Source organism: Marinobacter sp. SS13-12 (assembly GCF_030227115.1).
Classification (GTDB): domain Bacteria; phylum Pseudomonadota; class Gammaproteobacteria; order Pseudomonadales; family Oleiphilaceae; genus Marinobacter.
The window spans coordinates 15,502-41,668 of sequence record NZ_JASSUA010000003.1 but is presented as its reverse complement, the minus strand read 5'-3'; the positions used below and the strand labels follow the sequence as shown (position 1 = coordinate 41,668).

Below are 26,167 nucleotides of genomic sequence, written 5' to 3'. Positions count from 1 at the left end.
TTGATTGAGAGCTGATGAACAAACAAAAACGCATTAAAATCTTTACCCGCTTACGGGACGCCAACCCCAACCCGACCACCGAGCTGAACTACTCCAGCCCGTTCGAGTTGCTGATTGCCGTGATATTGTCTGCCCAGGCCACGGATGTAGGCGTGAACAAGGCAACCGCCAAACTTTACCCGGTTGCCAACACCCCGGAGAAAATTCTGGCCCTTGGCGTTGACGGGCTGAAAGACTACATCAAAACCATCGGGCTGTTTAACAGCAAGGCCGAGAACGTCATCAAAACCTGCCGCGCCCTGATTGAAAAACACGGGGGTGAGGTGCCGGATAACCGGGAGGATCTGGAAGCACTGCCTGGTGTCGGGCGCAAAACCGCCAATGTGGTTCTGAACACCGCTTTCGGGCAGCCTGCCATGGCTGTGGATACACACATCTTCAGGGTCTCGAACCGCACAGGCATTGCTCCGGGCAAGAATGTACTGGAAGTGGAAAAACGCCTGATGCGGGTGGTGCCGAAGGAATTCCTGCTGGACGCCCACCACTGGTTGATCCTGCACGGCCGTTATACCTGTACGGCAAGAAAGCCCAAGTGCGGCGCCTGCATTATCGAGGATCTTTGCGAGTTCAAACAGAAAAGGGACTACATGGAGTAGTGCTGGCTTCCCCAGCGGGGAAGCCGGCACGTTACCAGGCTATTATCGCTGACCCAGCATTTTCTCTTTCAGGTCTTCCTGGGCGGGTTCGTCCGACAGCCAGATCCCAAATAGTGCCTTCTTGAATTCCAGGTCACCAATGGTGGCGCGCTCGTCGCCATTCTTCAGCACACGCACACCCTCACCCGGCAAATAGACCAGGTCGAACACGTCGCCATCCTTTATTTCCTCGGAGAATACATCGAGGAAGGTATCGACATCGCCCTGAATGGCTGAAAGATCGCCGCCGGTAGAGTTCTCGAACCCCTCCAGGGTGGCCGATTTCATCTTGTCGCTGGTGATCATCCCGGAAATGATATGCAGGGTAATCGCCTGGGGCTCATCCGCATTGATAATGGCCTGGCCATCGTCAATGGTCTCAGGCACGTAAAGACCACCGATGTAGAGGTCCATGAACCACTTGGAGCGGGTGCCCGCACCATTCAGCTTGAGCTCGGTATCCATTGCCGAATAGGTATCCGGCAGGTCAACTCCTTCCACCGTCAGCGCGGTAGCGGGGGCTGACAGGGCTGCAGTCAGCAGCAGTGAGGCAAATCCTGTTGATAGGGCCTTTTTCATCGTCCTTTCCTTATTGATCGTTATTATTGAATGTCTTGGTATTAGTTGCCGGAGTTCGACACCCTTATCCCCCTCCGGCCAGACAAGTTTAACAGGGAGCAAACGGACGCTTACGCCGGCTGGTTCTCATTTGGCAATGCAAAAAAAACCGGCCCGCGGATAGCGGGCCGGTTTTTGATCAGACAGAACCCGTTACTTGAAAAGCATGGTTCCTGACAGGCCTTCTTTTTCCAGGATTTCCCGGAGGCGGCGAAGCGCCTCGACCTGAATCTGCCGCACCCGCTCACGGGTCAGGCCGATCTCCTGGCCAACCTCTTCCAGCGTGCTGATGGGATAACCCCTCAGACCAAAGCGGCGGGAGAGCACTTCCTGCTGCTTGTCGCTGAGCTGGTCAATCCACTTCTCGACGCAGGAACACATGTTGTTGTCCTGCAGCAGATCAGCCGGGTCTGATGCGCCTTCATCCGCAACGGTGTCCAGCAGGGACTTCTCACCACCGCTACCGATGGGTGTATCCATGGAGGCAACACGCTCATTCAACCCCAGCATCCGCTTCACATCGGAAACCGGCTTGTCCACCATCTTTGCGATTTCTTCAGCAGAAGGCTCGTGGTCCAGTTTCTGTGTCAGCTCCCTGGCCGCACGCAGATAGAGATTAAGCTCCTTGACCACATGAATGGGAAGGCGGATGGTGCGGGTCTGGTTCATGATCGCCCGCTCAATGGTCTGGCGAATCCACCAGGTGGCGTAGGTGGAGAAGCGGAAGCCCCGTTCCGGATCAAACTTCTCAACAGCCCGGATCAGGCCCAGATTGCCTTCCTCGATCAGGTCCAGCAGCGTCAGGCCGCGATTGACGTAACGACGGGCTATCTTGACCACCAGCCGCAGGTTGCTCTCTATCATCCGCTTCCGGCCGGACTCTTCGCCTTTACGGGCAAGCCGTGAAAAATAGACTTCTTCTTCAGGCGTAAGAAGGGGAGAAAAACCGATTTCGTTGAGGTATAGCTGAGTGGCATCCAGCTGTTTCTGGCTGGTGAAATATCGACCCTGGGCCGGAATATCGTCTTCTGTTTCGGCCGCTTCTACTTCCGCGGTCTCTTTTTCTTCTACCTTGTCTTCTGCTAACAGTTGATCGTCTGCATCCTCGACGTCGGATACGCGATCGATAATGAGTTCTTCATGCTCTGCTGACATAACTCTTGCCCCGCCTTTCAATGATCCTGGGTATTCGCTCACCGTTTCTTGTTATTGCGAGCGCCTGCTGTTATTCGCTTTCTTGTTCAGGACATTTATTGCTAGCTCACGGCGATAATAAAACGCCGATTATTGTTCTTGGTGTCGATTGTCTCTGATGCCGGCATCAGGATTGTGTCGCAAGTCCGTCTCATCGGGGTGGGAGGTAGTGCGCGGGGTCCACAGGGTTGCCATTTTTGCGGATTTCAAAATGCAACTTGGGTCGATCCGTGCCGCTGTTTCCCAGTTCAGCGATGACCTGTCCGGCTTTTACATCCTCCCCTTCCTGCACCAGAATCTTCCGGTTGTGTGCATAAGCACTCAAATAGTGCTCGTTGTGGTTCACTATAACCAGGTTGCCGTAGCCAAGTAATCCGCTACCGGCATAGACGACATTACCACTTGCCGCCGCCCTTACAGAGTCCCCTTCTTTTCCAGCAATATCAATACCTTTATTGACTTTCCCGGACGTTGAATAGCCTGCAATTACGGTGCCAACGTGTGGCCAACGCCAGTCGATACTGGCGACGGTCTGGCTTTGCCCTGTTAGCGGCGATGACCTGTCTGGTGCTTTCGAGACCGTCGGTTTCGCTGCCTGCTGGCGAGAAACGCTCGGTGCAGACCGCGTCGGTGAAGAAGACACCGCAGGTTTGCTTCTGCTCCGATTATCTCCAGACGATGTTACATTTCCACGAACATCCAGCCGGAGCACCTGCCCTGCCTTGATGTTAAAAGGGGGATTGATTCCGTTGGCGTCGCCAAGCTCGCGGTAGTCGCGGCCATAGCGCCAGGCAATGCTATAGAGAGTTTCACCCGGCTTGACCACATGCCTGCCCCAATATACCGGCGGGTTGTAAATGTCGTCCTGGTACAGTGCCTGGGTGTTGCAGCCACTGAGCAGAAAAGGAAACAACACCAAACTGAGCAGCAACACAGGGAGGGTGCGATGGCGACCCTGCTTTTTCGAACACGGAGAGACAGGGGCACCGGAGGGGAGCCGCGGGAGAACTGCCTTTGCAGTGATAATAAACCCACGCACTGATCTGAAAAGAATAAAAATATGCCCGTTATCAAAAATTCGTATAAAAAATACGGCACTTTATAAAGTGTTGTAAGTAACCCGCTAATTTATTGCACATTTTGGACAGAAAACCAAGTTACCCACTTGTTGTATTTGTTACCGGTCGACACACCTTCAATGAGCAAAAAGTAACACTTCGTCTCGATAGACCTGTGATCCACCGCACAGATCCGAGCGAAAATCAGCCGCTGGCAGTGATCATCAGACAGTTTCTTTCCTGCCGGCCCATTCCACCAGCAATACCAATAACAGGCCCAGGGACGCACAGATGACAGCCAGCATCAGTTGCGGATCCTGACCAGTCATCTCAGCATAGCCCAGGGGGCTGATGCTCGCCTCGTTAAGCGGCACCTGCTCGCCTGCGCTGTTGGTCCGCCAACTCATCGCTTCCTTCCAGGGCCAGACCTTGTTCAGTGCCCCCACCATAAACCCCGTAAGCAGGGCCAGAACCGGGTCGTGAAACCGCCTGAACGCCCAGGTAATAAGCCTGGCCACAGACAGCAGCCCCACAAGGCATCCGCCAACGAAAATCAGTAACGTTCCCAGATCCAGTGCACGTATGGCGTCCAGGACCGGAACGTACATGCCCAGAATGACCAGTATGAAGCTACCGGAAATACCCGGAAGTATCATCGCACAGATCGCCAGGGCGCCGGCTCCGAAAAAGACCATGGCCGAGGGGTCAAGCTGACTGGCCGGCAAGGTGGTCACCCACCAGGCAAATACCGTCCCGGCAAGAAACGGCAGGATAAGCATTGGCACGTAATGGCGAACCTGGCGGCCCACATGCCAGACAGAAGCCACAATCAGGCCAAAGAAAAAACTCCAGATAAGAACGGGATATTCCGTCAGGATAAAACTGATGGCAGAGGCCAGTGTAGCGATACTGACAACAATGCCCATCAGCAGGCTCAACAGGAAAGTGCCGTCACAGGCCAGCCAGAATGCATTTATCCGGCCGCGAATCAGGTGCCTGAATACCGCCAGGGGGATTGCCCCGATGGCTTCCAGCAGTCGGAAGTAGATGCCGGTGATGAAGGCGATGGTACCCCCGGACACTCCGGGCACGATATCCGCAGCCCCCATGGCCATACCCCTGAGAAACACAGCAAAAGGATGGTGAGAGCGGGCCGGTTCAGTAGTGTCTTGAGTTTGGGGCTCTGAGGTCACCGGACAACCCCGCCCAGGAGAGGAACAAAACGCACCGGCTCGATGTCTGTGGTTTCAAACCGGTCACCATGGCGGACCATTTCCACCAGCATCTGGGTTCCTTCACCGATCGGAGCGACGATCACACCACCGTCCGCAAGCTGCTCCTTGAGCTCCGGGGGGATTTCCCGGGGAGCGGCGGTGACGATGATCCCGTCAAAGGGCCCCTGATCTGGCCAGCCCATGCCGCCGTCGGCATGCTTGAGCATGACATTGCGCAGACCAAGCTGACGTAGCCGGTCCCGGGCCCGGTCCTGTAGCGGCCGGATGCGCTCAACACTGAACACCTGATCCACCAACCGGGCCAGGATTGCGGTCTGGTAACCGGAACCGGTACCCAGCTCGAGCACCTTGCGTGGCTTGTGGCGCATCAGTGCTTCGGTCATTCGCGCAACAATATAGGGCTGGGAAAGGGTCTGGCTATAACCGATAGGCAATGACGTGTCTTCATAGGCCCGGTGGGAAAGGGCCTCATCCAGGAAGATATGGCGCGGGGTATCAGACATCGCCTGCAGCACCTGCTCATCGGAAATGCCGGCCGCTCTCAGCCTTTGTATCAGCCGCATGCGGGTTCTGCGTGATGTCATACCGATACCATCGATTTCTGCGACCATCAGCGCGCCTCCCGTTCCGACAGCAGCCCAACCCACTCCCGCAGGGCTGAAAGCACTTCGTGCCTGGTCATATCCACATGGACCGGGGTAATCGACACATAGTTCTCACGGACAGCGTTGAAATCGGTACCCGGCCCGGCATCACTGCCTTTGCCTGCCGCGCCAATCCAGTAACGGGCCTTGCCCCGTGGGCAGGTCATGGGAACCGCACCCTCTGCTCGATCACGATGGCCCAGGCGAGTAACGCGAAAGCCCGCTATCTCTTCCCAGGGCACATCGGGGACATTCACATTGAGGATACAACGGGGCCCGAGAGTGAGCGGATCTTTGCTCTCCAGTAACACCCGAACAACCCGGGCAGCGGTTTCGTAATGGAAGCGCCCCTCATTGACCAATGACACCGCGATCGCCGGCAACCCGAGATTCCGGCCTTCGGTGGCGGCAGCAACGGTTCCGGAATAGATAATGTCATCCCCGAGATTGGCGTGGGTATTGATGCCCGACACCACCCGATCAAAGGGCTCGTCGAACAGACCATTTACCCCCAGGTGAACACAGTCCGTAGGAGTGCCATCCACCGAACGGAATCCGTTCGGATGGTCTTCAACCGTTAATGGGCGGTTCAGCGTTAACGCATTGCTGGCACCGCTGTGGTCGCGATCCGGCGCTACAACTTCTAGATCCCCCAAACCGACAAGCCCTTCATAAAGGGCCTGCAGTCCGGGTGAATGAACGCCATCATCATTGGACAACAGAATTCGCACAATTTTCTCCGCTAGCCTTGATTACCCGTGTCCACCTCAACAAGCCGCAACGTGGTGCCGGGTATTCTATTGTCGGGGTCTTGCGCCCCTTTTATTGAAACCGGGAGGCGTCAGTCCTGCCCTGTCTCCCTGGTGGCATCCGTTATCTCGAATACATCACCCAGCAAGGTCGTCGCATATTGCCCGGGCGCGAGCCAGAACTTCAGCAATAGCTGGTCACGACCCTGCCACTGCCACTCGAACGCTTCCGGCCTCATCCGAAGTGGCCGGCGTTCCGGCTTCATCCGCGTTGTTGCAAACACCGCCGCCAACTCTGGATGCTCAGCAACCACCGTCCGCTCGATTTCCCCCTGGACTGATACCGCCTCTGTTCCGCCGTCACCCCAGAGGGGGCCGGTCACCATTATATCCTGATTGTCATTGGTTCCTGGTTCACCTTCCAGAGGTGCCAGCCAGGTGCCACTCTGCACCCGGTACGCAAGCACTTCGTTGAATAACCAGGAGCGTGCCGCCGAAAAGTACAATACGTTTTTACTGTCGCCACTGCCAGAGGTCGACCGCCCCCTGCCACGCTTTTTGACGTTGCGGGAACCACGACGATTCAGCTTTGACGGATCCATGGCCAGCGCCCGGTCCAGGTTAGCCCCGTTATGACCAAATCGCTGGGGCCCGAAGTAATTCGGACAACCCAGGTCCCGCAACCGGGTCAGAGCCTCGTCAACAGCCTCCGGGTCCCCCGACACCTCCCGCAGAACCAACTCGAAATAGTTACCCCGGTGGTCGCTCCGGCGCAGCTTTCGAGCCTGGCGGTGGTATTCGAGGACTCGCCGGTTCTCCGCTACTTCCCCGAGGAACGCGGCGTCTTCATCTTCCTGGCCCGGCCGGTAAACACTGAACCATTGACGAGTGACCGCATGGCGGTCCTTGAGCCCGCAAAAACCCACATCGAAATGGCGACAGCCAGAAAGAGTGGCCAGTTGCCGCGCAACGTAATCGGTATTATCACCCCTTTTTTCCAGCCGAATGCAGAGGTGCTCGCCACCGGACGCCAGGTCATCCGGCAGAGGCAGGTCTTCATCCACGAAAAAATCATCCGGGGTGGACTTGAGCAGGGCACTGGCCACTCTCCCTCCGCCGGAGGTAGGCCAGTCGAGGCGCCAGCCAGACTTCTCCGGGTTTCTGTCAGTGGCGTCGATCATGAGGATACCGCTTCAAGCAGACAAATGGCCTGGCAGGCGATGCCCTCGCCGCGGCCGGTAAAACCCAGTTTCTCGGTGGTGGTTGCCTTGACGCTGACGCGGCTGGCAGGAATGGCAAGATCTTCGGCAATATTCAGACGCATGGCTTGAATATGCGGAGCCATCTTCGGAGCCTGGGCAATGATGGTGGCATCCACATTGCCAATCACAAAACCTTCGTCTGATACGCGCTCCAGAACCCTGCGCAACAGATCCCGGCTATCGGCGCCGGCCCACTCATCACTGGTGTCCGGGAACAAGTGGCCGATATCTCCCAAGGCAGTGGCGCCGAGCAACGCATCAGCGAGGGCATGCAGCAGCACATCCCCGTCAGAGTGGGCCCTCAGGCCCTGACTGAACGGAATACGGACGCCGCCGAGGGTGACATGGTCACCCTCGCAAAACGCATGGACATCGAATCCTTGCCCGATTCGCATAGTGTTATTTCCTTTCCAAGATAAAACCGGCGAGGGCCAGATCGGCAGGTACAGTAACCTTTATGTTATCCGGTCGTCCCTCCACGATACAGGGTATCTGGCCCGCAAACTCGATCGCGGAGGCTTCGTCGGTTACCGGATACCCGGAGTCGATGGCGCTCTCAAGTGCCTGCTTCAGTGCCAGGAAACGAAACATCTGGGGAGTCAGGGCGCGCCAGAGATCGCGACGGTCTACCGTCGCTTCAACCTCGTGGCTCCCGGGCCCGGTACGCTTGAGGGTATCCGCCACTGGCGTTGCCAGCAAGCCTCCTACCGGATGACTCTTCAGTTCGGTTAACAAACGCGCAAGATCGTCAGCATGAAGACAGGGACGAGCCGCGTCGTGGACCAGAACCCAGTCATCATCATTCGCACGGTCAGACAACGCATCAAGGGCCGCCAACACTGACTCTGCACGCTCCGCACCACCGATACAGGTAGTGATACGGCGGTCCTTGCTGGCCTCCGTTCCCGGCCACCACTGGTCATTGGGCCCTGTAGCCACCACGCACGCGGCAAAAGCGGCGTTATCCAGTAAACAGGAAAGTGTGATATCGAGAATAAAACGCTGGCCCAGCCGAAGGTACTGTTTGGGGCAGTCAGCCTTCATTCGCTGGCCGGAGCCTGCGGCGGGAACGATCAGCCAGTAGCGGGGTTTACTCATGAACGTGGTCGGCTTTGAAAGGTCTGGCTTGTGGCTGCCTACTGCTCAACCACCAGGAAGAAGGTTTCATCGTTTCGGATCAGTCCCAGGTTCATGCGCGCCCGCTCTTCTACCGCACCCTTCTCGCCACGGAGATTGCGGACCTCGGCATACAGACGTTCGTTACGAACAGCCAGCTCATCATTTACCTCGCGCTGTTCGGCAATGGCCTTTTCCAGCCCCCATACCTGGGCAAAACTGCCCTCCCCGACCCACAGGCGCACCTGTAGCAGGAGAATGAGAATAATCATGATGGACCAGAGCAACTTCATTGCGGATTCCGTTTACGATGCAACAACCGGACAGTCAGTATAGACCTTAGTGTAGTTTAGCAACAAGTTCTGCTAACCAGTTGTACAAAAAGGCCATCGTGCTTCTCAATTTCAGAGCTACGATGGCCTTTTCCGGTCGGTTACCCGCCAGAGTCCTGCCCGACGAGTAATTCTGGTGACCGGGCGATCAGCCCTGGCCCTTGATCTCGCTCAGACCACGATAAGGCGCGCTGCCATCCAGCGCTTCCTCGATACGAAGCAGCTGGTTGTACTTGGCCACCCGGTCAGAGCGGCACAGGGAACCAGTCTTGATCTGTCCGGCACAGGTAGCAACCGCCAGGTCGGCAATAGTGGTGTCCTCGGTCTCACCGGAACGGTGAGAGATCACCGCCGTGTAGCCCGCGTCCTGGGCCATCCTGATGGCGTCCAGGGTTTCACTCAGGCTGCCGATCTGATTGAACTTGATCAGGATGGAGTTGGCAATGCTCTTGTCGATCCCCTGCTTGAGGATTTTGGTATTGGTAACGAACAGGTCATCACCCACGAGTTGAACCTTGCTACCCAGCTTCTCGGTAAGCACTTTCCAACCGTCCCAGTCACTCTCGTCCATACCATCTTCAATGGACACAATCGGATAGCGCTCACACAGCCCCGCCAGGTAGTCGGCAAAACCGGCGGAATCGAAGGACTTGCCCTCACCGGACAGCTGGTACTGGCCATCTTTGTAGAACTCGGAAGACGCACAGTCCAGCGCCAGGGTCACATCGGTACCCAGCTTGTAACCGGCCTTCTCCACCGCTTCCTGAATCACCGCCAGTGCCGCTTCATTGGACGGCAGGTTGGGCGCAAAGCCACCTTCATCACCTACCGCGGTGTTCAGGCCCTGAGCCTTCAGCACTTTCTTCAGGCTGTGGAAAATCTCTGCGCCTACCCGTAGCGCCTCGGCAAAGCTCTTGGCCGCCACCGGCTGAACCATGAACTCCTGGATATCAACGTTGTTGTCCGCGTGCTCACCGCCGTTGAGGATATTCATCATCGGCACTGGCATGCTGTACTTGCCGGAAGTTCCGTTAAGATCCGCAATGTGCGCATACAGCGGCTTGCCCAGTGACGCAGCGGCAGCCTTGGCGGCTGCCAGGGATACCGCCAGAATCGCGTTGGCGCCCAGATTCGCTTTGTTCTCGGTGCCATCCAGCTCCAGCATGATGTTATCGAGAGCACGCTGGTCAGCTGCATCTTTACCGATGAGAGCGTCGCGGATTTTGGTGTTCACAGCTTCAACAGCCTTCAGGACACCTTTGCCCAGATAGCGATTTGCGTCTTTGTCCCGAAGCTCCAGGGCTTCGCGTGAACCAGTAGACGCACCAGACGGTGCACAAGCACTACCTACCGTCCCATCTTCAAGAATAACGTCCGCTTCAACCGTAGGATTTCCGCGGGAATCCAGTACCTCACGGCCTTTAATGTTGGCAATCTTGGTCATTCTTCTCTGTCTCCAAGTTTGATTTCAAATTTGGGAGTAAGAGCGAGCGGGAACGGCCCTACGAAAAACGCTACAAGCACATCCATGTGCGCTTGAGCTCCGCCATCCATGGCTCCGCACATTTTCGTAGGGCCGTTCCCGCTCACTCCCATAGTCCTTCTGGAACGCAAAAAACCGCCAATCAGGCGGTATCGAGAGGCTTAAAGCTTTTAACAAGGTCATCCACAGCTTTTACCCGCTGGAGAAACGGCTCTAACTGACTAAGCCGCAACGCACAGGGGCCATCACACTTGGCTTTATCCGGGTCAGGATGTGCCTCCAGGAACAGGCCAGCAAGCCCCTGGGACATACCCGCCAGGGCAAGATCGGTTACCTGTGCACGACGACCGCCAGCGGAATCAGCACGTCCGCCGGGCATCTGCAATGAGTGGGTCACATCAAACATGACCGGCACACTCATCGACTTCATGATGCCGAAGCCCAGCATATCCACTACCAGGTTGTTATAACCGAAGCTGCTGCCCCGCTCACACAGGATCACCTTGTCGTTCCCCGCCTCTTCACACTTCTTGATGATGTGCTGCATTTCCTGGGGCGCGAGGAACTGGGCCTTCTTGATATTAATAACGGCGCCGGTCTGGGCCATGGCCACCACCAGGTCGGTCTGGCGGCTCAGGAAGGCGGGCAGTTGGATGATGTCACAGACTTCAGCAGCCGGGGCTGCCTGGGCCGGTTCGTGGACATCGGAAATGATGGGGACACCAAATTTGCTCTTGATGTCAGCCAGGGTCTGTAGACCTTTTTCCAGCCCCGGACCACGGAACGAGTGGACCGACGAGCGGTTGGCCTTGTCGAAGGAAGCCTTGAATACGTAAGGAATACCGAGCTTGCCGGTGGCCTCGACATAAGCCTCGGCCACTTCCATGGCCATCTCCGGCGATTCCAGCACGTTCATACCACCAAACAGCACGAACGGCTTGTCGTTAGCGATCTGAATTCCCGAGACGTTGACCGTACTCTGCGCCATGATCAGAATTCCTTTTTACGGGCCAGGGCTGCCTCTACAAAACCCTTGAACAGCGGATGGCCGTCCCTGGGAGTGGAAGTGAATTCCGGGTGGAACTGGCAGGCTACAAACCAGGGATGATCGGGTACTTCCACCACTTCCACCAGTTTGCCATCGGTTGAGCGGCCGGAAATTCTCAGGCCGGCGCCTTCCAGTTGTGGCAGGAAATGGTTATTCACTTCAAAGCGGTGCCGGTGGCGCTCGCGGATAATCTTGCGACCGTAACAGTTGGCGATGGTGGAGCCTTCTGTCACCACGCAGTCCTGAGCACCCAGGCGCATGGTGCCGCCGAGGTCAGACGCTTCGGTGCGCTCTTCCTTCTCTCCGCTGGCATCCAGCCATTCGGTAATCAGGCCGACCACCGGCTCCGGCGTGTGTTCGCGGAATTCGGTGCTGTGGGCGTCTTTCAGGCCGGCAACGTTGCGGGCGTATTCGATAACGGCAACCTGCATACCCAGACAGATTCCCAGGTAGGGAACCTTGTTTTCCCGGGCGTATTGCACAGTGCGGATCTTGCCCTCCACGCCACGCTCACCGAAGCCACCGGGAACCAGAATGGCATCGGCACTCTGGAGTGCACCGGTGCCATCGCGCTCGATGTCTTCAGAGTCGATGTAGTTCATCCGGACCTTGGTGCGGGTTTTGATGCCGGCATGGAGCAGGGATTCAATCAGGGACTTGTAGGCGTCCAGCAGCTCCATGTATTTGCCGACCATGGCAATAGTGACTTCATGGTCTGGGTTCATCAGGGATTCGACCACCGCGTCCCATTCACCAAGATCGGCCGGGCTGGCGTCAATGCCGAAACGCTCGATGACCAGCTGGTCCAGACCGAATTCATGAAGCATGCGCGGAATCGCATAGATGGACTTGGCGTCCTGGAGCGGAATGACAGCCCGCTCTTCCACGTTGGTAAACAGCGCGATCTTGCGGCGGGAACTGGCGTCCACCTCGTGCTCGGAACGGCACAGCAGAATATCCGGCTGCAGGCCGATGGACCGCATTTCTTTCACGGAGTGCTGTGTGGGTTTGGTCTTGATCTCACCGGCTGTGGCAATGTACGGAACCAGGGTAAGGTGCATGAACAGTGCGCGCTGGGGCCCGACTTCCACCTTCAACTGACGACAGGCTTCCAGGAAAGGCAGGGATTCGATGTCGCCCACGGTACCGCCGATCTCGATCATCGCCACATCGGCACCGGAAGCGCCTTCGACCACACGACGCTTGATCTCGTCAGTAATGTGGGGGATCACCTGAACCGTGCCGCCCAGGTAATCACCGCGGCGTTCCTTACGAATGACTTCCTCGTAAACGCGGCCGGTGGTGAAGTTGTTCCTGCGTGACATCGGCGTGCGGATGAACCGCTCGTAGTGCCCCAGGTCCAGATCGGTTTCCGCGCCATCTTCGGTGACAAAAACCTCACCGTGCTGAAACGGGCTCATGGTGCCGGGGTCCACGTTGATGTATGGGTCCAGCTTGAGAATAGTGACCTTCAGGCCGCGTGCCTCAAGTATCGCGGCCAGAGAGGCCGATGCGATACCTTTCCCCAAGGAGGACACGACACCGCCGGTGACGAAAATATAACGCGTCATGCAGATTCCGTGATTTGTCTGGTTCGGTGAAGGAGGGAGATTGTCATCTCAAGATGGGACGCCAGACTACCAGAAAGGCCTCCGCTTCTCAATTACATTCCCGCTCCACAACAATCCGCCAGCCACTGGCCGGGGCCTCCCCGCAGTATTTGCGGGAAAGCCACAGGTCGCCGGCTCCGACCACTTCTTCGTGGCCATCCTTCACCTCCAGAAGCAGCGGTAGCCGCGCCCTCTCCCAGGGTGGAATATTTTTTTCCTGCAGCCAGTTCTTGAGGGATTTCGAGGGGCCATCGGGAGCCGGCCTGAGGCGTTCGCCTCCTGCCCTCGTAGATATCCGTATATCCGGCACGGGCATTTCAGGGTTAGCCACTGCCACCAGCCGCAGACGCCACTCTCCCCATACCCGTTCCTGGCCAGGAACCAGTGTCAGTTTAACCGATGGCAGCGCCGTGGGTTCACCAACCAGATACAGATTGCCCTGATAGCGGCGCACCACATAGCCATTACCACGCAGTTCAGGCTCCCGATCCGCAGGCGCTCTGACCAGATCTTCAATCACCTGAGGCCAATCGGCAATGGATGGCGGAGTGTATCGGTTACGGATGATCCACCAACGAATCAGGTTTTTTTGCTCCACCTCGACAAGTTGCCCCAAAGCGTCGACGCAGATGCCACCCTGGTCGGTAGCGCACTGCTGGAAACGGATTTCTGCCAGTTTTCCGGCCAGTTCATCACCCTCACGACAGGAACGTGCACTGTGCGCAACACGGTTGACCAGTGACGGCCAGCGGGTCTTTAGAAGTGGCATGATAGATTGACGGAGGAAATTGCGGTCAAAACGCTCATCGGTGTTGCTGGGATCCTCCACCCAGCTGATCCCCTTTGCGACTGCCCAGGCTTCCAGTTCATTGCGGCTGAAACCCAGCAGGGGCCGATACAGTATCCCGTCTCCCAACGACCTTGAATGGGGCATGCCTCCAAGCCCGGCTACGCCGGTGCCTCGCAGCAATCGAAACAGCACTGTCTCGGCCTGATCGTCACCATGATGGGCCATCAACAACAGTTCGCCGGACGTCAGTACCTCTTCGAAGACATTGTAACGGGCAGTCCTTGCCGCTTCCTCAACCCCTCCACTGGCGCCGTCCTCGCGGCCATTGATCACAACCCGGCGGACCTCAAGAGGCACACCCAGTTCGCGGCAAAGCTGCTGGCAGAATTGCTCCGTTCGATCGGCATTGGGTTGCAACTGATGATTGACGTGAACCGCTGACAACCGACCTGAATCGGCGTGCAGGGTTGCAGCAACATGAAGAAGCAGGACCGAGTCCATCCCTCCACTGAGGGCGACTCGTAACCGGGGCGCTGAAGGCAGTTGCCTGACCGGGGCGCAGAGAGCCTCCGGCCAGCCTGATCCTGAGCCGGGGTTACCGGCCCGTGTCATATCGGGTCAACCGCTCGTAGCGGCGGGACACCAGCTCTTCTGCCGGCAAACGGCTGAGTTCGGCAATGCCCTTGCTCAGGGTCGCGCGAAGGGATTCGGCCATCTTCTCAGGGTTGCGATGAGCGCCACCCAGGGGTTCGGCAATCACATTGTCCGCCAGCCCAAGGTCCCTCAGGCGGTCAGCGGTCACCCCCATGGCCTCGGCTGCCTGGGAGGCAAACTCTGCGCTCTTCCACAAAATGGAGGCACAGCCCTCCGGGGAGATAACCGCATAGGTGGAATACTGGAGCATGTTGAGCTGGTCGCATACACCAATGGCCAGTGCGCCACCTGAACCGCCCTCACCCACTACCGTGGAGATAATCGGCGTTTTCAGGCGTGACATCACTGCCAGGTTGAAAGCGATGGCTTCACTCTGGCCACGCTCCTCGGCGCCGATGCCGGGATAGGCGCCCGGCGTATCGATAAACGTGAGGATCGGCATGCTGAAGCGTTCGGCCATTTCCATCAACCGCAGGGCCTTGCGGTAGCCTTCCGGGCGGGGCATGCCGAAATTGCGCTTTACCTTGTCGCGCACTTCCCGGCCCTTCTGATGGCCGATCACCATCACCGGTTTACCGTCCAGGCGGGCAGTACCGCCTACAATGGCCTGGTCGTCGGCGTAACGACGGTCACCATGCAACTCGTCGAAATCGTCAAAGATCATGTCGACGTAGTCGAGGGTGTAGGGCCTGCGTGGATGGCGCGCCAGTCTCGACACGTCCCAGGGCTGGAGGTCCGAGAAGATGCTTTCCGTCAGGCTTACGCTCTTTTTGCGTAGCCGGCTGATCTCGTCGGTAATGTTGATGTCGGTGTCGTTGCCCACCATACGAAGCTCTTCAATCTTGGCTTCAAGGTCGGCAATAGGCTGTTCGAAATCCAGATAGTTAGGGTTCATGATGTTCCATCATTTGCTTGCATGGCGAGAATGTAAGTCACCAAACCAGAATTTTGGACAAAGATAGCAGCGCCCGGGCCATGGCTAAAGCGTACCTTGGTATGAGTCCGCTTTCTGACAAAAACGTAATGTTTCAGCACGTCGCCACACCGGGGATGAACCTTGCCGGACACTATCAATCATAGACCAGTTCTACGGACTGGTCGCCCACCAGATACTTCAGCTCCAGCAATAGGTCGTCATCTGGCTGAACACGCCAGGATTCACCCAGTTCGATGCGGGTGCTGGCGTTGTCGCTGCTGTATTCGATCCACACCGGGCTGCCTTCACAACGGAAGGGCCGCAGAGTGGAGTCCAGCTTGTCCAGCAGGCCGTTCTGCAACTGGTCGGCGTGAATGGCGAGTTTGAGCCCGCGGCTGAACTGTTGCCGGGCCGTGCCCACGTCCATCACCGAATTCACCCGCATTTTCATCTGGCCAGAGTAATCGTCGTGGCTGACCTGCCCCTCAACCACGATCACCTGATCTGACTGCAACAGCTCCCGGTTCTCGAAAAACGCCTCGGAGAACAACGTTGCCTCGATGCGGGCACTGCGGTCGTCCAGGGTGATAAACGCCATGGTAGAGCCGGTACGGGTTTTCATTGAGCGTTGAGCCACCACCAGGCCAGCAACGCGCTGGGGTTGTCGCGCAGGCTTGAGGTCGGCAATGGAAGAACGTACAAACCGTCGAACCTCTTTCTCATATTCATCGAAGGGGTGGCCGGTCAGATAAATGCCGAGGGTATCCTTCTCCCCCTTCAGGCGCTGTTTCTTTGGCCATTCCCGTACATCTGCCACATCAGAGTAGGGGTCGCCATCCTCACCGCCCATGAGCATTTCGCCGAACATATCCGTCATACCTGCGGATTCGTTGCGGGACTGCTGGCCGGCCTGTTGAATGGCCTTATCAATGCTTGCCATCAGCTGTGCACGTCCGGCGCCCAGCTTGTCCATGGCCCCGGAACGAATCAGCGCCTCCATGGCCCGCTTGTTCACTTTCTTCAGGTCCACGCGGCGGCAGAAATCAAATATATCCTGGTAGGGTTCACCCTCTGCGCGCCCGGCCTGGATGCTGCCAATCGGACCCTCGCCCAGGCCCTTGATCGCGCCCAGGCCGTAAATAATGGCGCCATCCTCGTTCACCGTGAAGGTGAACTCGGAACGGCTGACATCAGGCACCAGCAGTTCCAGCCCCATACTGCGGCATTCCTCCACCAGCGTGACCACCTTGTCAGTGTTCTGCATGTCCGCTGTCAGCACCGCTGCCATGAACTCAGCTGGATAATGAGCCTTCAGCCAGAGCGTCTGGTAGGAAACCAGGGCGTAGGCAGCAGAGTGGGATTTGTTGAAGCCGTAACCGGCGAACTTCTCGACGAGGTCGAAGATGTTTTCCGCCAGCGTCTTGTCGATGCCGTTCTTTTCACAGCCGTCCAGGAAGAACTGCTTCTGCTTGGCCATCTCCTCGGGCTTTTTCTTGCCCATGGCCCGGCGCAGCATGTCGGCGTTACCGAGCGTGTAGCCGGCCATCACCTGGGCGATCTGCATGACCTGCTCCTGGTACAGGATAACCCCGTAGGTGGGCTCCAGAACCGGCTTCAGGCCATCATACTGATAGTCCGGGTGCGGAAACGACATTGGCTGTCGGCCGTGCTTACGGTCGATAAAGTCATCCACCATGCCCGATTGCAGCGGGCCAGGACGGAACAGCGCCACCAGGGCAATCATGTCTTCCAGGGAATCCGGCTGCAGGCGGCGGATCAGGTCTTTCATGCCACGGGATTCCAGCTGGAATACCGCGGTGGTTTCCGCTTTCTTGAGCATGGTGAAAGACGGAACGTCGTCCAGCGGTATCTCGTTGATGTCCAGTGCCGGCTTGCCCTGCTTCTCCCGGCGGGGATTGATCATCTTCAGGGCCCAGTCGATGATGGTGAGGGTTCGCAGGCCCAGGAAGTCGAACTTCACCAGGCCGGCATCTTCCACATCACCCTTGTCGAACTGGGTTACCAGGCTGCCGCCCTCATCATCGCAATACAGTGGCGAGAAGTCGGTAATCTTGGTGGGCGCGATCACCACACCACCGGCGTGTTTACCGGCATTACGGCAGACCCCCTCAAGCTTAAGGGCCATTTCCCAGATTTCCTGGGCTTCTTCGTCGTTTTCCAGGAACTCGACCAGCTGCGGCTCCTGTTCCAGGGCTTTCTCCAGGGTCATGCCCGGCTCGAAAGGAATCATCTTGGACAGCTTGTCCGCCAGCCCGTAGGACTTGCCCTGAACCCGGGCCACGTCGCGAACCACCGCCTTGGCGGCCATGGTACCGAAGGTGATGATCTGGGATACCGCTTCACGGCCGTATTTCTCTGCCACATAGGCGATGACCCGGTCACGGCCTTCCATGCAGAAATCCACGTCGAAGTCGGGCATGGATACCCGCTCCGGGTTCAGGAAGCGCTCGAACAGCAGGTCGTATTCCAGTGGGTCCAGATCGGTAATCAACTGGGCGTAGGCCACCAGCGAGCCGGCACCGGAGCCCCGACCCGGGCCCACCGGCACGCCGTTATTCTTGGCCCACTTGATGAAGTCCATAACGATCAGGAAGTAGCCGGGGAAGCCCATCTGGGTGATGATATCGAGCTCGAAATTCAGCCGTGTGTAGTAGGCCTCGCGCTTGGTGTCGTAGTCCGGGTCATCCTTGCTCAGGGTCTTCGCCAGCCGCTCTTCCAGGCCCTCTTCCGACACCTTGCGGAAGTATTCATCCATGGTCATGCCATCAGGGATGGGGTAGTTCGGCAGGAAGTACTCCCCCATCCGCACCTGTACCGAGCAACGGCGGGCGATCTCGACCGTGTTCTCCACCGCCTCGGGAATGTCCGAAAACAGCTCGATCATTTCCTCGGCACTGCGCAGGTATTGCTGATCGCTGAAGCGGCGATCCCGTCTCGGGTCATCGAGGGTGCGGCTTTCGCCGATGCAGACCCTGGCCTCGTGGGCCTCGAAATCTTCGGCGTGGAGGAAGTGAACGTCGTTCGTGGCTACTACCGGGCATGAAAGGGCTTCTGCCAGTTCGATATTCAGGTGCAGGCAGTCTTCATCTCCCGGCCGGCCGGTGCGCTGAAGTTCCAGGTAGAACGACCCGGGATAAAGCGTCATCCAGTATTCAGCGCGCTGCCGGGCAAGATCCAGCTTGCCGGCCATCAGTGCCTTGCCGACATCGCCCATCCGCGCCCCCGACAAGGCAATAAGCCCGCCGGAGCGGTCTTCCAGCCACTTGCGCTGGATGATGGGCTTGCCGAACCGCTGCCCTTCCGTATACCCCAGGGAAACCACTTCGGTGAGATTCAGATAGCCGTCGTTATCACGTGCCAGCAGGGTAATGCGGAAGGGGTTGTCCGGCTCTTCCGGGTTTTCAACCCAGAGATCCGCACCAATGACGGGTTTTACCCCGGCACCCATGGCGGCCTTGTAGAAACGCACCAGGGAACACATGTTGGACTGCTCGGTCAGGCCAACTGCTGGCATGCCCAGCTCTGCAACCCGACTGATCAGCGGTTTCACCCGCACCAGCCCATCTACCATGGAATATTCGGAGTGCACGCGGAGGTGGACAAAGGTCTGTGACATAGCGCCGGGGTAATCCTGCTTGATGATTCCGGATCGGGTGGGTTCAGCGCCCGATCAGTTCTTTGATGTCTTCTTCTGTCTGTGGGCCGAAACGGGCTTCCACCAGGTCTCCGTCAGGGTTGATAACGAAGGTGGCCGGCAAGGCTACCGGGGTTTTCCAGCCGAATTCAGGGCCAGGGTCCTCGTTCAGCATGCCGTACCGGATTCCCATTCTGTCGCCCAGTTCAATCAATTCCTGGCCCCGGATGTCATCGAAGTTTACGCCCAGGACCACAATGGCACCGGACCTGTCGAGGTCATTAAGTTCCGGGATTTCCTCCAGGCAGGGCTTGCACCATTCTGCCCAGTAGTTGACCAGCACCCAGTGGCCGCGCAGGCTCTCCCATTTCAGCACCGTGCCATCCGGCTTTTCAAACTCCGGATTCTGGCAGCCCGCCAGCATCAATAAGACGAGTATTATACCGATTCCACGTGCCCTGCTGGAATTAGACATCATTGCACGATGCTCTAAGGGTTTATCAACAGTGTGCCCGGCAGGGTATTGCACAGGGTGGCCTCCTGTTAGACTACGGCGCTCGTACATACTTGCGGTTTACCTGACCCGGAAAGAGGGAGAACCATGACAGAACCGACCCGGATTTTCCACAACCCACGCTGCTCAAAATCCCGGCAAACCCTTGAACTCCTTCGAGAACAGGGTGTTGAACCAGAAATTATACGCTACCTGGAAACGCCGCCAACAGTGCAGATACTGGAACACATCCTGGAGGCTCTCGATATTGGCCCACGGGAGCTGATGCGAACCGGCGAAAAAGAATACCGGGAACAGGGCCTGGACGATCCAGAGCTGGATCGGGAGACCCTGATCAAAGCCATGGTGGCCACCCCGAAACTGATCGAGCGCCCCATCGTCATCAAAGGCAACAATGTGGCCCTGGGCCGACCGCCCGAGAACGTCCTCAACATTCTTTAAACGGAGACAGGTGATGGCTGCCGAGGCCCCCTACATTCTGGTGTTGTACTACAGCCGCACCGGCCAGACTGCAGAAATGGCTACCCAGATCGCCCGGGGCGTGTCCCGGGTGGCTGGCATTGATGCCAGAATTCGCACAGTGCCGAGCGTATCGCCGGATACCGAGGCGTCGCTGCCGGCGGTGCCGGACGATGGCGCACCCTACGCCAGCAAGGGTGACCTGGCAAACTGTTCTGGCCTGGCCATCGGCAGTCCGACCCGCTTTGGTAACATGGCCGCGCCACTGAAGTATTTTCTCGACAGCACCGGGGACCTGTGGCTGAACGGAACGCTCTCCGGCAAACCTGCCGGTGCCTTTACTTCAACTGGCAGCCTTCACGGAGGACAGGAAAGCACCCTGCTGACCATGATGGTGCCGCTTTTGCACCACGGAATGGTGCTGTGCGGGGTGCCCTACTCCGAAAACGCCCTCAACGAGACCACGTCCGGGGGCACCCCCTATGGCCCGTCCCACTGGGCCGGCACCGGAGTGCAGCAGGCAGTGACCGACCACGAAAAAACCATCTGCCAGACATTCGGTGAACGCCTGGCCCGGCTCGCCGTAAAACTTATCGACTGACAGCCCATTACCAACAACGGAATCCTGAATGCTTCACAATCCGAAAGCACGCATCACGGCCCGACTGACCATTGCGCTTTATCTTGCAACCCTGGTGACTCTGGTCGTTACGACGTTTTATCCGGTGCAGACTGAGGGTGTCTCGGTAACCCTGATGCTCAGCATCAAACTGATCCCGCTACTGGTGTTTGCAGTGCCCGTATTCCGCGGCCATAACCGGGGTTATATATGGCTGAGCTTTGTGGTCATTTTCTATTTCACCCGTCACGTTGTGTCCGCCTGGCTCAGCGAAGGCGCCATTGCGCCGCTGATCCTCACAGTGCTGACCTTCCTGCTGTTTACAGTGGCCATGGTCCATCTTAAGGTAAATCGCCCACAGCCGGTTTCAGAAACCTGACAGGAAGCACTCCATGGCCGACAGCACCCATCCACCTGCGCCCCACAGAAGCACACTGACCCTGAGGGACATCTGTACGGCACTGGTAACCAGCGGTGACATCACCCAGGAGGACGCTGAGCGGGTTCTGTCAGCCAACATCAGTGCTTTTACAGGTGGCAGCGGGCCAGCCAGCCATCGCCACCCGCTGGAACTGGTCGCCAAGGCCGGCCTGGAAAGCCAGAAAACCGGCCGCACCCTGGATCTGGACAAGCTTACCCAATGGCTCGCGGAATGGGCGGAGCAACCCTATTACCACATTGACCCCCTGAAGATAGACACGCCGGCCATCGCCCGGGTGATGTCCTATGCCTTTGCCCAGCGGCATGGCATTCTTGCCGTTGAAATCGGCCGTGACGAGGTGCTGATCGCCAGCAGCGAGCCGTTCAAGGGCGACTGGGAAAGCAACCTGCGGCAGGCAGTCGGCAAGGATATCCGCCGGGTGGTGGCCAACCCCGAGGATATCCGCCGTTACACGGTCGAGTTCTACCAGCTGGCCAGTTCTGTCAGCAAGGCCGGTGGCAACAAGTCAGCCAACCCCGCAGGTGCGCAGAACTTCGAACAACTGCTGGACCTGGGCGCCAGCGAAAACCCGGACGCCAACGACCAGCACGTGGTCAAGATTGTCGACTGGTTACTGCAGTACGCCTTTGACCAGCGTGCGTCTGACATCCACATCGAACCACGGCGCAACGTCACCCAGGTGCGTTTCCGCATCGACGGCGTGCTGCACAACGTGTACGAATTTCCGGACCAGGTCGGCGTGGCGGTTACCAGCCGCCTGAAGATCCTTGGCCGGCTGAACGTGGCGGAAAAACGCCGCCCCCAGGACGGCCGCATCAAGACCCGCAAGCCGGACAACAGCGAAGTGGAGCTGCGCCTGGCCACCATGCCCACCGCATTTGGCGAAAAAATGGTAATGCGGATCTTCGACCCGGAAGTGCTGCTGAAATCCTACGAACAACTGGGCTTTTCAAAGGAAGATCGGGAACGCTGGCAGGGCATTACCGACAGGCCCCATGGCATCGTGCTGGTCACCGGCCCCACCGGTTCCGGCAAGACCACCACCCTGTATTCCACCCTCAAGCAGCTGGCCACCCCCGAGGTGAACATCTGCACCATTGAGGATCCCATCGAGATGGTGGAACCGGCCTTCAACCAGATGCAGGTACAGACCAACATTGAGCTGACCTTCGCCTCCGGCGTGCGGGCCTTGCTGCGGCAGGATCCGGACATCATCATGATCGGCGAGATCCGCGACCTTGAGACAGCCGAGATGGCCGTGCAGGCTGCACTGACCGGGCACCTGGTGCTGTCCACCCTGCACACCAACGATGCCCCCAGCGCGATTACCCGGCTGATGGAGCTGGGCATTCCCCCTTACCTGATTCGCGCCACGGTGCTGGGTGTAATGGCCCAGCGGCTGGCCAGAACCCTGTGCCCCCACTGCAAGGAGCCGGGGCCTGTGGACGAGCAGGCCTGGCAAAGCCTGACACGGCCCTGGAAGGCAACCACGCCCAAACAGGTCTATCACCCGGTGGGATGCCTGGAGTGCCGGAATACCGGCTATTACGGTCGCGCGGGGGTGTATGAAATCATGCAGATCTCCGGCAACCTGATCCGCCAGATTACCGAGCAGTGCGAACTGGAGCAGCTGCGGGTGGATGCCTACAAGGATGGTATGAAATCGCTACGGCTCAGCGGTGCACAGAAAGTGTCAGCCGGCTCTACCACTGTCGAGGAGATCCTGCGGGTTACCCCCGAAAGCCAGCGGTAAGCTGCCCCCTTTTTCACGAATCCGGGGACACGCCGCACTGGGCCAGAAGCTGCTGCCAGCGCCGGGCATGGGATTCAGTCGCCCGGTCCAGTTGGCCCCACAGGCTTTCGGTATTTCCTGTGTCCAGGTGCTGCCGGTACCAGTCCCTGAAAGCCTCCGGCATGGTGTCCTCCTGCTGCGCCGCCAGTTTCTCCAGCGGTTCGATCAGAGCCTCTTTAGCCTGGTCAACGCGTTGCAGATAAGTCTGAACACCGTCAACGTAAGCTCTGGAATAGGCCTCCCCGAGGGCCCCAGTTGCTGTGCTGGCACCGTCCTCCGGACATAACGGATCGGTTTCAGCCCTCCTGGCCAGCAGAGCTGTCGCATCATCAAGCCGTGTAACCAGCAACTGCGCGCTGTTCATCAACTGGCCTGCCCGATGCGCAGCCTGCCAGCGCTGGTGTACCTCTCCAACGTATTCCAGTGGCTCATCGGTGTTGCCAGCCAACAGACCAGTGACGGTCCCATTAAGCTTCATGACACCACTGGCCAGCTCAGCGACCGGGTTCTCGTCACTCTTCCCGGGATAGTACCCTTGGGCCAGGGTGAAAAGCCGCTCAACCTCCTCCACGCCCCAGGTCGCATTCCAGACAGCGATGGCCAGCGTTTCGGATTTACTCTCGATAGCCTCTTGCAGATCTTCCTTGACACTTTCCCGATCAGTCTGGGGGATACAGTTTTCAGCGGCGCGGATAAAGTTCGCCTCGTAACGTAACCGGTTCAGGGGTTGCATCACCCGGCCCATAATGGAATTTCGCTCACCAACCACGTATTGCAGCTCACATCCATAGAGAGACAGGAAATCCAGCATTCCCATATCCAGGTCAGGCATTTCCAGGAAGCGCTCACGGCGACGGGGGATCTGTGAGACCGGACTGACTTCGGACAACTCAGGGCTCAGTTCCAGGGCGTCCGCCACCCGGATCACATAGTTGTCCATCATCTCCGGAACGCCCGAGTCCGGGGCGCAGCCCGCCAGATAGAAGCACAGAAGAGAGATAATCAGTTTTCGGGTATCAGGCACACTGCCTCCTGCTCACGGTGCTCTCAGAGAAGAAGGCGCAATAGGTGGGTCAGCGCTGCAGGAGAAACCGGTCTACGTCAGCAAATTCCCGGGCCACCTGACGTTCAGTTTCCGGGATATCTCCCTCGCGAATCAGCCAGACCGTCTGCATGCCAGCACTTTCAGCGGCCTGCAATTCGGCTTCCACATCCGACAGGAACAGCACGGTTCCGGGTTCTACGCCCAGTTCATTGATGATGTTGCCATAGGATTCCGGCTCTTTCTTGCCACCGATACGGGTATCAAAATACCCGGAAAAGAACGGTGTCAGATCCCCCGCCTCGCTGAATCCGAAAATCAGCTTCTGCGCCTTCACGGAACCGGAAGAATATACGTACAGGCGAAATCCCCGATCATGCCAGCGCTGAAGGTATTCGGCGGCATCCTCGTAGATGTGGCCGCGAAAGGCACCCTGCTGGTAGCCCTGCTCCCAGAGCATGCCCTGCAGGGTTTTCAGGGGTGTTTCCTTGCGATCTTCGCGAATCCAGGTATCCAGCACTCCAATGAGCCCCTCGACATCGTTCCTGGCCACTCCGGACGTTTGCGCAATCGCATCCAGTTGTTCCCGAATCTCGATGCTGTCGGCCTCGCCCTCCCGCACAAAATCGGCCATGTGCTTCGCCGAATAGGGAAACAGCACCTCATGAACGAAGGAGATCGAGCTGGTGGTCCCCTCGATGTCTGTCAGGATCACGCGAATCATCCGGCGGCTCCTGCCAGGCGTTCATAACGGGGTAACCGGCTGGCAATGTCCTCGCCGGTGAAATCTGCAACCCAGCCTTCGGGATTGGTGAACAGGCGAATGCAGGTAAACGCAGGCTCCGGGCCCATATCAAACCAGTGCCGTGTGCCATCCGGCACGCTGATCAGGTCGTTTTTCTGGCACAGAACGGCGTATATCTGGTCGCCGAAATGCAGATAGAACAGGCCCTGTCCGCGGACGAAGAACCGAACTTCGTCCTCGCTGTGTACATGCTCGTCCAGGAACTTGTTACGAAATGCCTCCTTCTGGGGGTTATCCGGGTTCAGGCTGATCACGTCTGCTGCCTGAAACCCACACTCGTCCTTGAGGGCCTGAATCTCGCCTGCGTAGGCTTCCAGGATATCGTCTGACGATGCGTCCGCGGGCAGGTCCCGGGTGTTCCATTGTTCGAACCGCACACCGTGCTCCGCCAGCAGGTTGGCAATCTTGCCGGCGTCTTCGGTGACGATGCGAGGCGTTTCGGGTGCACTCTGGTCAAAAATACTCAAGGTTGTCATCGGCGGACCCTCATGGTTTCAAGCTCACATTCAAACAGAAATTCAAAGGCTTCAACATGGCGCAAGCAGTCTGCCATGGTCCTGCCCCAGGTATAAAGGCCATGTCCGCGGATCAGGTAGCCCGGCTGCCCGGGATGCTGGTGGAACCATTCTCCGGTTTGCCGTGCAAGCGCAGGAATGTCCTGGGTGTTGTCGAAAACCGGCACCGTGAGCTCTGATTCGTGGGTATCAATGCCTGAAAAGGCTTTCTGTAACTCGTATCCCTGCAATGTCAGAGGCTTTCCGGCCGGCAGCAGCCGGCTCAGCACTGTCGCCTTGACCGAATGAGTATGCAATACCGCACCGACTTCCGGGAAGGTCTGGTAAAGAACGGTGTGCAGCTGTGTTTCAGCGGATGAGCGGGCGTTGCTCTGAACGGCTTTTCCAGCCAGATCCACCACCATCACATCGCCGGCGACCAGTTGCCCCTTGTGGCGACCGGAGACGGTAACGGCAATATGTTCATCGTCGATGCGCGCCGAATAGTTGCTGCTGGTGGCCGGAGACCAGCCCTGGCCGTACAGAAATCGGCCTGCATCAATGATGGATTGCGCGGCAATGGCGTAGCGGGTTACGTCAAACAAAAGGCACCTCGGAACAGACACGCCGGTTCAGCGCTTGATGATTTCCATTATAAGGATGGGCGGGCCACCCGCAAATGGTGACGTACGGCGATCAGGTCCGCAACCACGGAAATGGCGATCTCGGCAGGGGTCTTGCTGGGAATATTGATGCCGACGGGCGCTCTCAGCCTGCCCAGCTGTTCTTCCGCCACTCCCAGCGATGCCAGCCGTTCCCGGCGCTCGGCGGAGGTTCGGACCGAGCCCATGGCACCAACGTAAGAAGCCCCGGAATTCAAAGCCGCCAGCAGCCAGTCCCGGACGTCATTGAAAACGGACTCGTGGGCGCCAGTGGCCATC

The 26,167-nt window shown here is 58.0% G+C and carries 27 protein-coding genes; 5 read left to right on the top strand and 22 right to left on the bottom strand.

Going from position 1 to position 26,167, the window contains the following annotated elements; all coding sequences use genetic code 11:
• Positions 1–14: 14 nt before the first annotated feature.
• Positions 15–656: an endonuclease III gene (gene nth / locus QPL94_RS16110; protein ID WP_285358798.1), complete on the top strand. Its 642-nt coding sequence runs from the start codon at positions 15–17 to the stop codon at positions 654–656.
• A 42-nt stretch (positions 657–698) separates the two neighbouring features.
• Here nth and QPL94_RS16105 read toward each other — a convergent pair whose 3' ends face one another.
• The 17 genes from QPL94_RS16105 to QPL94_RS16025 form a co-directional block, all read right to left on the bottom strand.
• The gene (locus tag QPL94_RS16105; protein WP_137434044.1) at positions 699–1,274 is read right to left on the bottom strand and encodes a chalcone isomerase family protein; all 576 of its coding nucleotides are present in this window, start codon (positions 1,272–1,274) and stop codon (positions 699–701) included.
• Positions 1,275–1,466: 192 nt separating this feature from the next.
• The gene (gene rpoS, locus QPL94_RS16100) at positions 1,467–2,468 is read right to left on the bottom strand and encodes an RNA polymerase sigma factor RpoS (protein ID WP_285358797.1); all 1,002 of its coding nucleotides are present in this window, start codon (positions 2,466–2,468) and stop codon (positions 1,467–1,469) included.
• 190 nt (positions 2,469–2,658) lie between these two features.
• Positions 2,659–3,441, bottom strand: a complete 783-nt coding sequence (locus QPL94_RS16095) for a peptidoglycan DD-metalloendopeptidase family protein (RefSeq protein WP_285358796.1) — start codon at positions 3,439–3,441, stop codon at positions 2,659–2,661.
• A 348-nt stretch (positions 3,442–3,789) separates the two neighbouring features.
• Positions 3,790–4,680 carry a DUF368 domain-containing protein gene (locus QPL94_RS16090; RefSeq protein WP_350310651.1) on the bottom strand — a complete coding sequence of 297 codons (891 nt, stop codon included), beginning with the start codon at positions 4,678–4,680 and terminating at the stop codon, positions 3,790–3,792.
• 74 nt (positions 4,681–4,754) lie between these two features.
• Positions 4,755–5,411: a protein-L-isoaspartate(D-aspartate) O-methyltransferase gene (locus tag QPL94_RS16085; protein ID WP_285358793.1), complete on the bottom strand. Its 657-nt coding sequence runs from the start codon at positions 5,409–5,411 to the stop codon at positions 4,755–4,757.
• Positions 5,411–6,175, bottom strand: a complete 765-nt coding sequence (gene surE, locus QPL94_RS16080) for a 5'/3'-nucleotidase SurE (protein ID WP_285358792.1) — start codon at positions 6,173–6,175, stop codon at positions 5,411–5,413. The genes QPL94_RS16085 and surE overlap by 1 nt, the downstream gene beginning before the upstream one ends.
• A 110-nt stretch (positions 6,176–6,285) precedes the next feature.
• Positions 6,286–7,374 (bottom strand): tRNA pseudouridine(13) synthase TruD, encoded by a 1,089-nt coding sequence (gene truD / locus QPL94_RS16075; RefSeq protein ID WP_285358791.1) that lies wholly within the window; start codon positions 7,372–7,374, stop codon positions 6,286–6,288.
• A complete protein-coding gene (gene ispF / locus QPL94_RS16070; RefSeq protein WP_285358790.1) occupies positions 7,371–7,850 on the bottom strand; it encodes a 2-C-methyl-D-erythritol 2,4-cyclodiphosphate synthase in 480 nt (159 codons plus the stop codon). The genes truD and ispF overlap by 4 nt, the downstream gene beginning before the upstream one ends.
• A 4-nt stretch (positions 7,851–7,854) precedes the next feature.
• Positions 7,855–8,553 (bottom strand): 2-C-methyl-D-erythritol 4-phosphate cytidylyltransferase, encoded by a 699-nt coding sequence (ispD, locus tag QPL94_RS16065; RefSeq protein ID WP_285358789.1) that lies wholly within the window; start codon positions 8,551–8,553, stop codon positions 7,855–7,857.
• A gap of 38 nt (positions 8,554–8,591) precedes the next feature.
• Positions 8,592–8,864, bottom strand: coding sequence for a septum formation initiator family protein (locus QPL94_RS16060; protein WP_137434036.1), 273 nt, complete (start codon positions 8,862–8,864; stop codon positions 8,592–8,594).
• A gap of 187 nt (positions 8,865–9,051) precedes the next feature.
• Positions 9,052–10,347 carry a phosphopyruvate hydratase gene (gene eno / locus QPL94_RS16055; RefSeq protein ID WP_285358788.1) on the bottom strand — a complete coding sequence of 432 codons (1,296 nt, stop codon included), beginning with the start codon at positions 10,345–10,347 and terminating at the stop codon, positions 9,052–9,054.
• A 181-nt stretch (positions 10,348–10,528) separates the two neighbouring features.
• Complete coding sequence (kdsA, locus tag QPL94_RS16050) at positions 10,529–11,374, bottom strand: 3-deoxy-8-phosphooctulonate synthase (protein ID WP_285358786.1); 846 nt, start codon at positions 11,372–11,374, stop codon at positions 10,529–10,531.
• Between the two features lie 2 nt (positions 11,375–11,376).
• Positions 11,377–13,005: a CTP synthase gene (gene pyrG / locus QPL94_RS16045; RefSeq protein WP_285358781.1), complete on the bottom strand. Its 1,629-nt coding sequence runs from the start codon at positions 13,003–13,005 to the stop codon at positions 11,377–11,379.
• 88 nt (positions 13,006–13,093) lie between these two features.
• Positions 13,094–14,446: a tRNA lysidine(34) synthetase TilS gene (gene tilS / locus QPL94_RS16040; protein WP_285358780.1), complete on the bottom strand. Its 1,353-nt coding sequence runs from the start codon at positions 14,444–14,446 to the stop codon at positions 13,094–13,096.
• The gene (gene accA, locus QPL94_RS16035) at positions 14,430–15,383 is read right to left on the bottom strand and encodes an acetyl-CoA carboxylase carboxyl transferase subunit alpha (RefSeq protein ID WP_285358778.1); all 954 of its coding nucleotides are present in this window, start codon (positions 15,381–15,383) and stop codon (positions 14,430–14,432) included. The genes tilS and accA overlap by 17 nt, the downstream gene beginning before the upstream one ends.
• 175 nt (positions 15,384–15,558) lie before the next feature.
• Positions 15,559–19,041, bottom strand: coding sequence for a DNA polymerase III subunit alpha (gene dnaE / locus QPL94_RS16030; protein WP_285358776.1), 3,483 nt, complete (start codon positions 19,039–19,041; stop codon positions 15,559–15,561).
• A 43-nt stretch (positions 19,042–19,084) separates the two neighbouring features.
• Positions 19,085–19,537 (bottom strand): TlpA family protein disulfide reductase, encoded by a 453-nt coding sequence (locus QPL94_RS16025; RefSeq protein ID WP_285358774.1) that lies wholly within the window; start codon positions 19,535–19,537, stop codon positions 19,085–19,087.
• Positions 19,538–19,660: 123 nt separating this feature from the next.
• On the opposite strand from QPL94_RS16025, the gene arsC reads away from it, so the two are divergent.
• From arsC to tfpB, 4 genes are read left to right on the top strand one after another with little or no spacing between them, the layout of a single operon-like run.
• Complete coding sequence (gene arsC / locus QPL94_RS16020; protein ID WP_285358772.1) at positions 19,661–20,014, top strand: arsenate reductase (glutaredoxin); 354 nt, start codon at positions 19,661–19,663, stop codon at positions 20,012–20,014.
• Positions 20,015–20,027: 13 nt separating this feature from the next.
• The gene (wrbA, locus tag QPL94_RS16015; protein ID WP_285358770.1) at positions 20,028–20,633 is read left to right on the top strand and encodes an NAD(P)H:quinone oxidoreductase; all 606 of its coding nucleotides are present in this window, start codon (positions 20,028–20,030) and stop codon (positions 20,631–20,633) included.
• A 28-nt stretch (positions 20,634–20,661) separates the two neighbouring features.
• On the top strand, positions 20,662–21,030 hold the full coding sequence (locus QPL94_RS16010) for a DUF2069 domain-containing protein (RefSeq protein ID WP_137434026.1): 369 nt from the start codon (positions 20,662–20,664) through the stop codon (positions 21,028–21,030).
• A 13-nt stretch (positions 21,031–21,043) separates the two neighbouring features.
• A complete protein-coding gene (gene tfpB / locus QPL94_RS16005) occupies positions 21,044–22,846 on the top strand; it encodes a type IV pilus assembly ATPase TfpB (protein ID WP_285358769.1) in 1,803 nt (600 codons plus the stop codon).
• A 13-nt stretch (positions 22,847–22,859) separates the two neighbouring features.
• On the opposite strand, the gene QPL94_RS16000 is transcribed toward tfpB, so the two are convergent.
• Genes QPL94_RS16000 through QPL94_RS15980 form a run of 5 tightly spaced genes read right to left on the bottom strand, consistent with a single transcriptional unit; the run spans position 22,860 to position 26,166 of the window.
• On the bottom strand, positions 22,860–23,909 hold the full coding sequence (locus QPL94_RS16000; protein ID WP_285358768.1) for a DUF3080 family protein: 1,050 nt from the start codon (positions 23,907–23,909) through the stop codon (positions 22,860–22,862).
• Between the two features lie 49 nt (positions 23,910–23,958).
• The gene (mtnC, locus tag QPL94_RS15995) at positions 23,959–24,651 is read right to left on the bottom strand and encodes an acireductone synthase (RefSeq protein WP_285358767.1); all 693 of its coding nucleotides are present in this window, start codon (positions 24,649–24,651) and stop codon (positions 23,959–23,961) included.
• Positions 24,648–25,208 (bottom strand): 1,2-dihydroxy-3-keto-5-methylthiopentene dioxygenase, encoded by a 561-nt coding sequence (locus QPL94_RS15990; protein ID WP_285358766.1) that lies wholly within the window; start codon positions 25,206–25,208, stop codon positions 24,648–24,650. Before QPL94_RS15990 ends, mtnC begins: the two co-directional genes overlap by 4 nt.
• On the bottom strand, positions 25,205–25,831 hold the full coding sequence (locus QPL94_RS15985; protein WP_285358765.1) for a methylthioribulose 1-phosphate dehydratase: 627 nt from the start codon (positions 25,829–25,831) through the stop codon (positions 25,205–25,207). Before QPL94_RS15985 ends, QPL94_RS15990 begins: the two co-directional genes overlap by 4 nt.
• A gap of 47 nt (positions 25,832–25,878) precedes the next feature.
• Positions 25,879–26,166 carry an XdhC family protein gene (locus QPL94_RS15980; RefSeq protein ID WP_285358764.1) on the bottom strand — a complete coding sequence of 96 codons (288 nt, stop codon included), beginning with the start codon at positions 26,164–26,166 and terminating at the stop codon, positions 25,879–25,881.
• Between the last annotated feature and the right edge of the window lies 1 nt (position 26,167).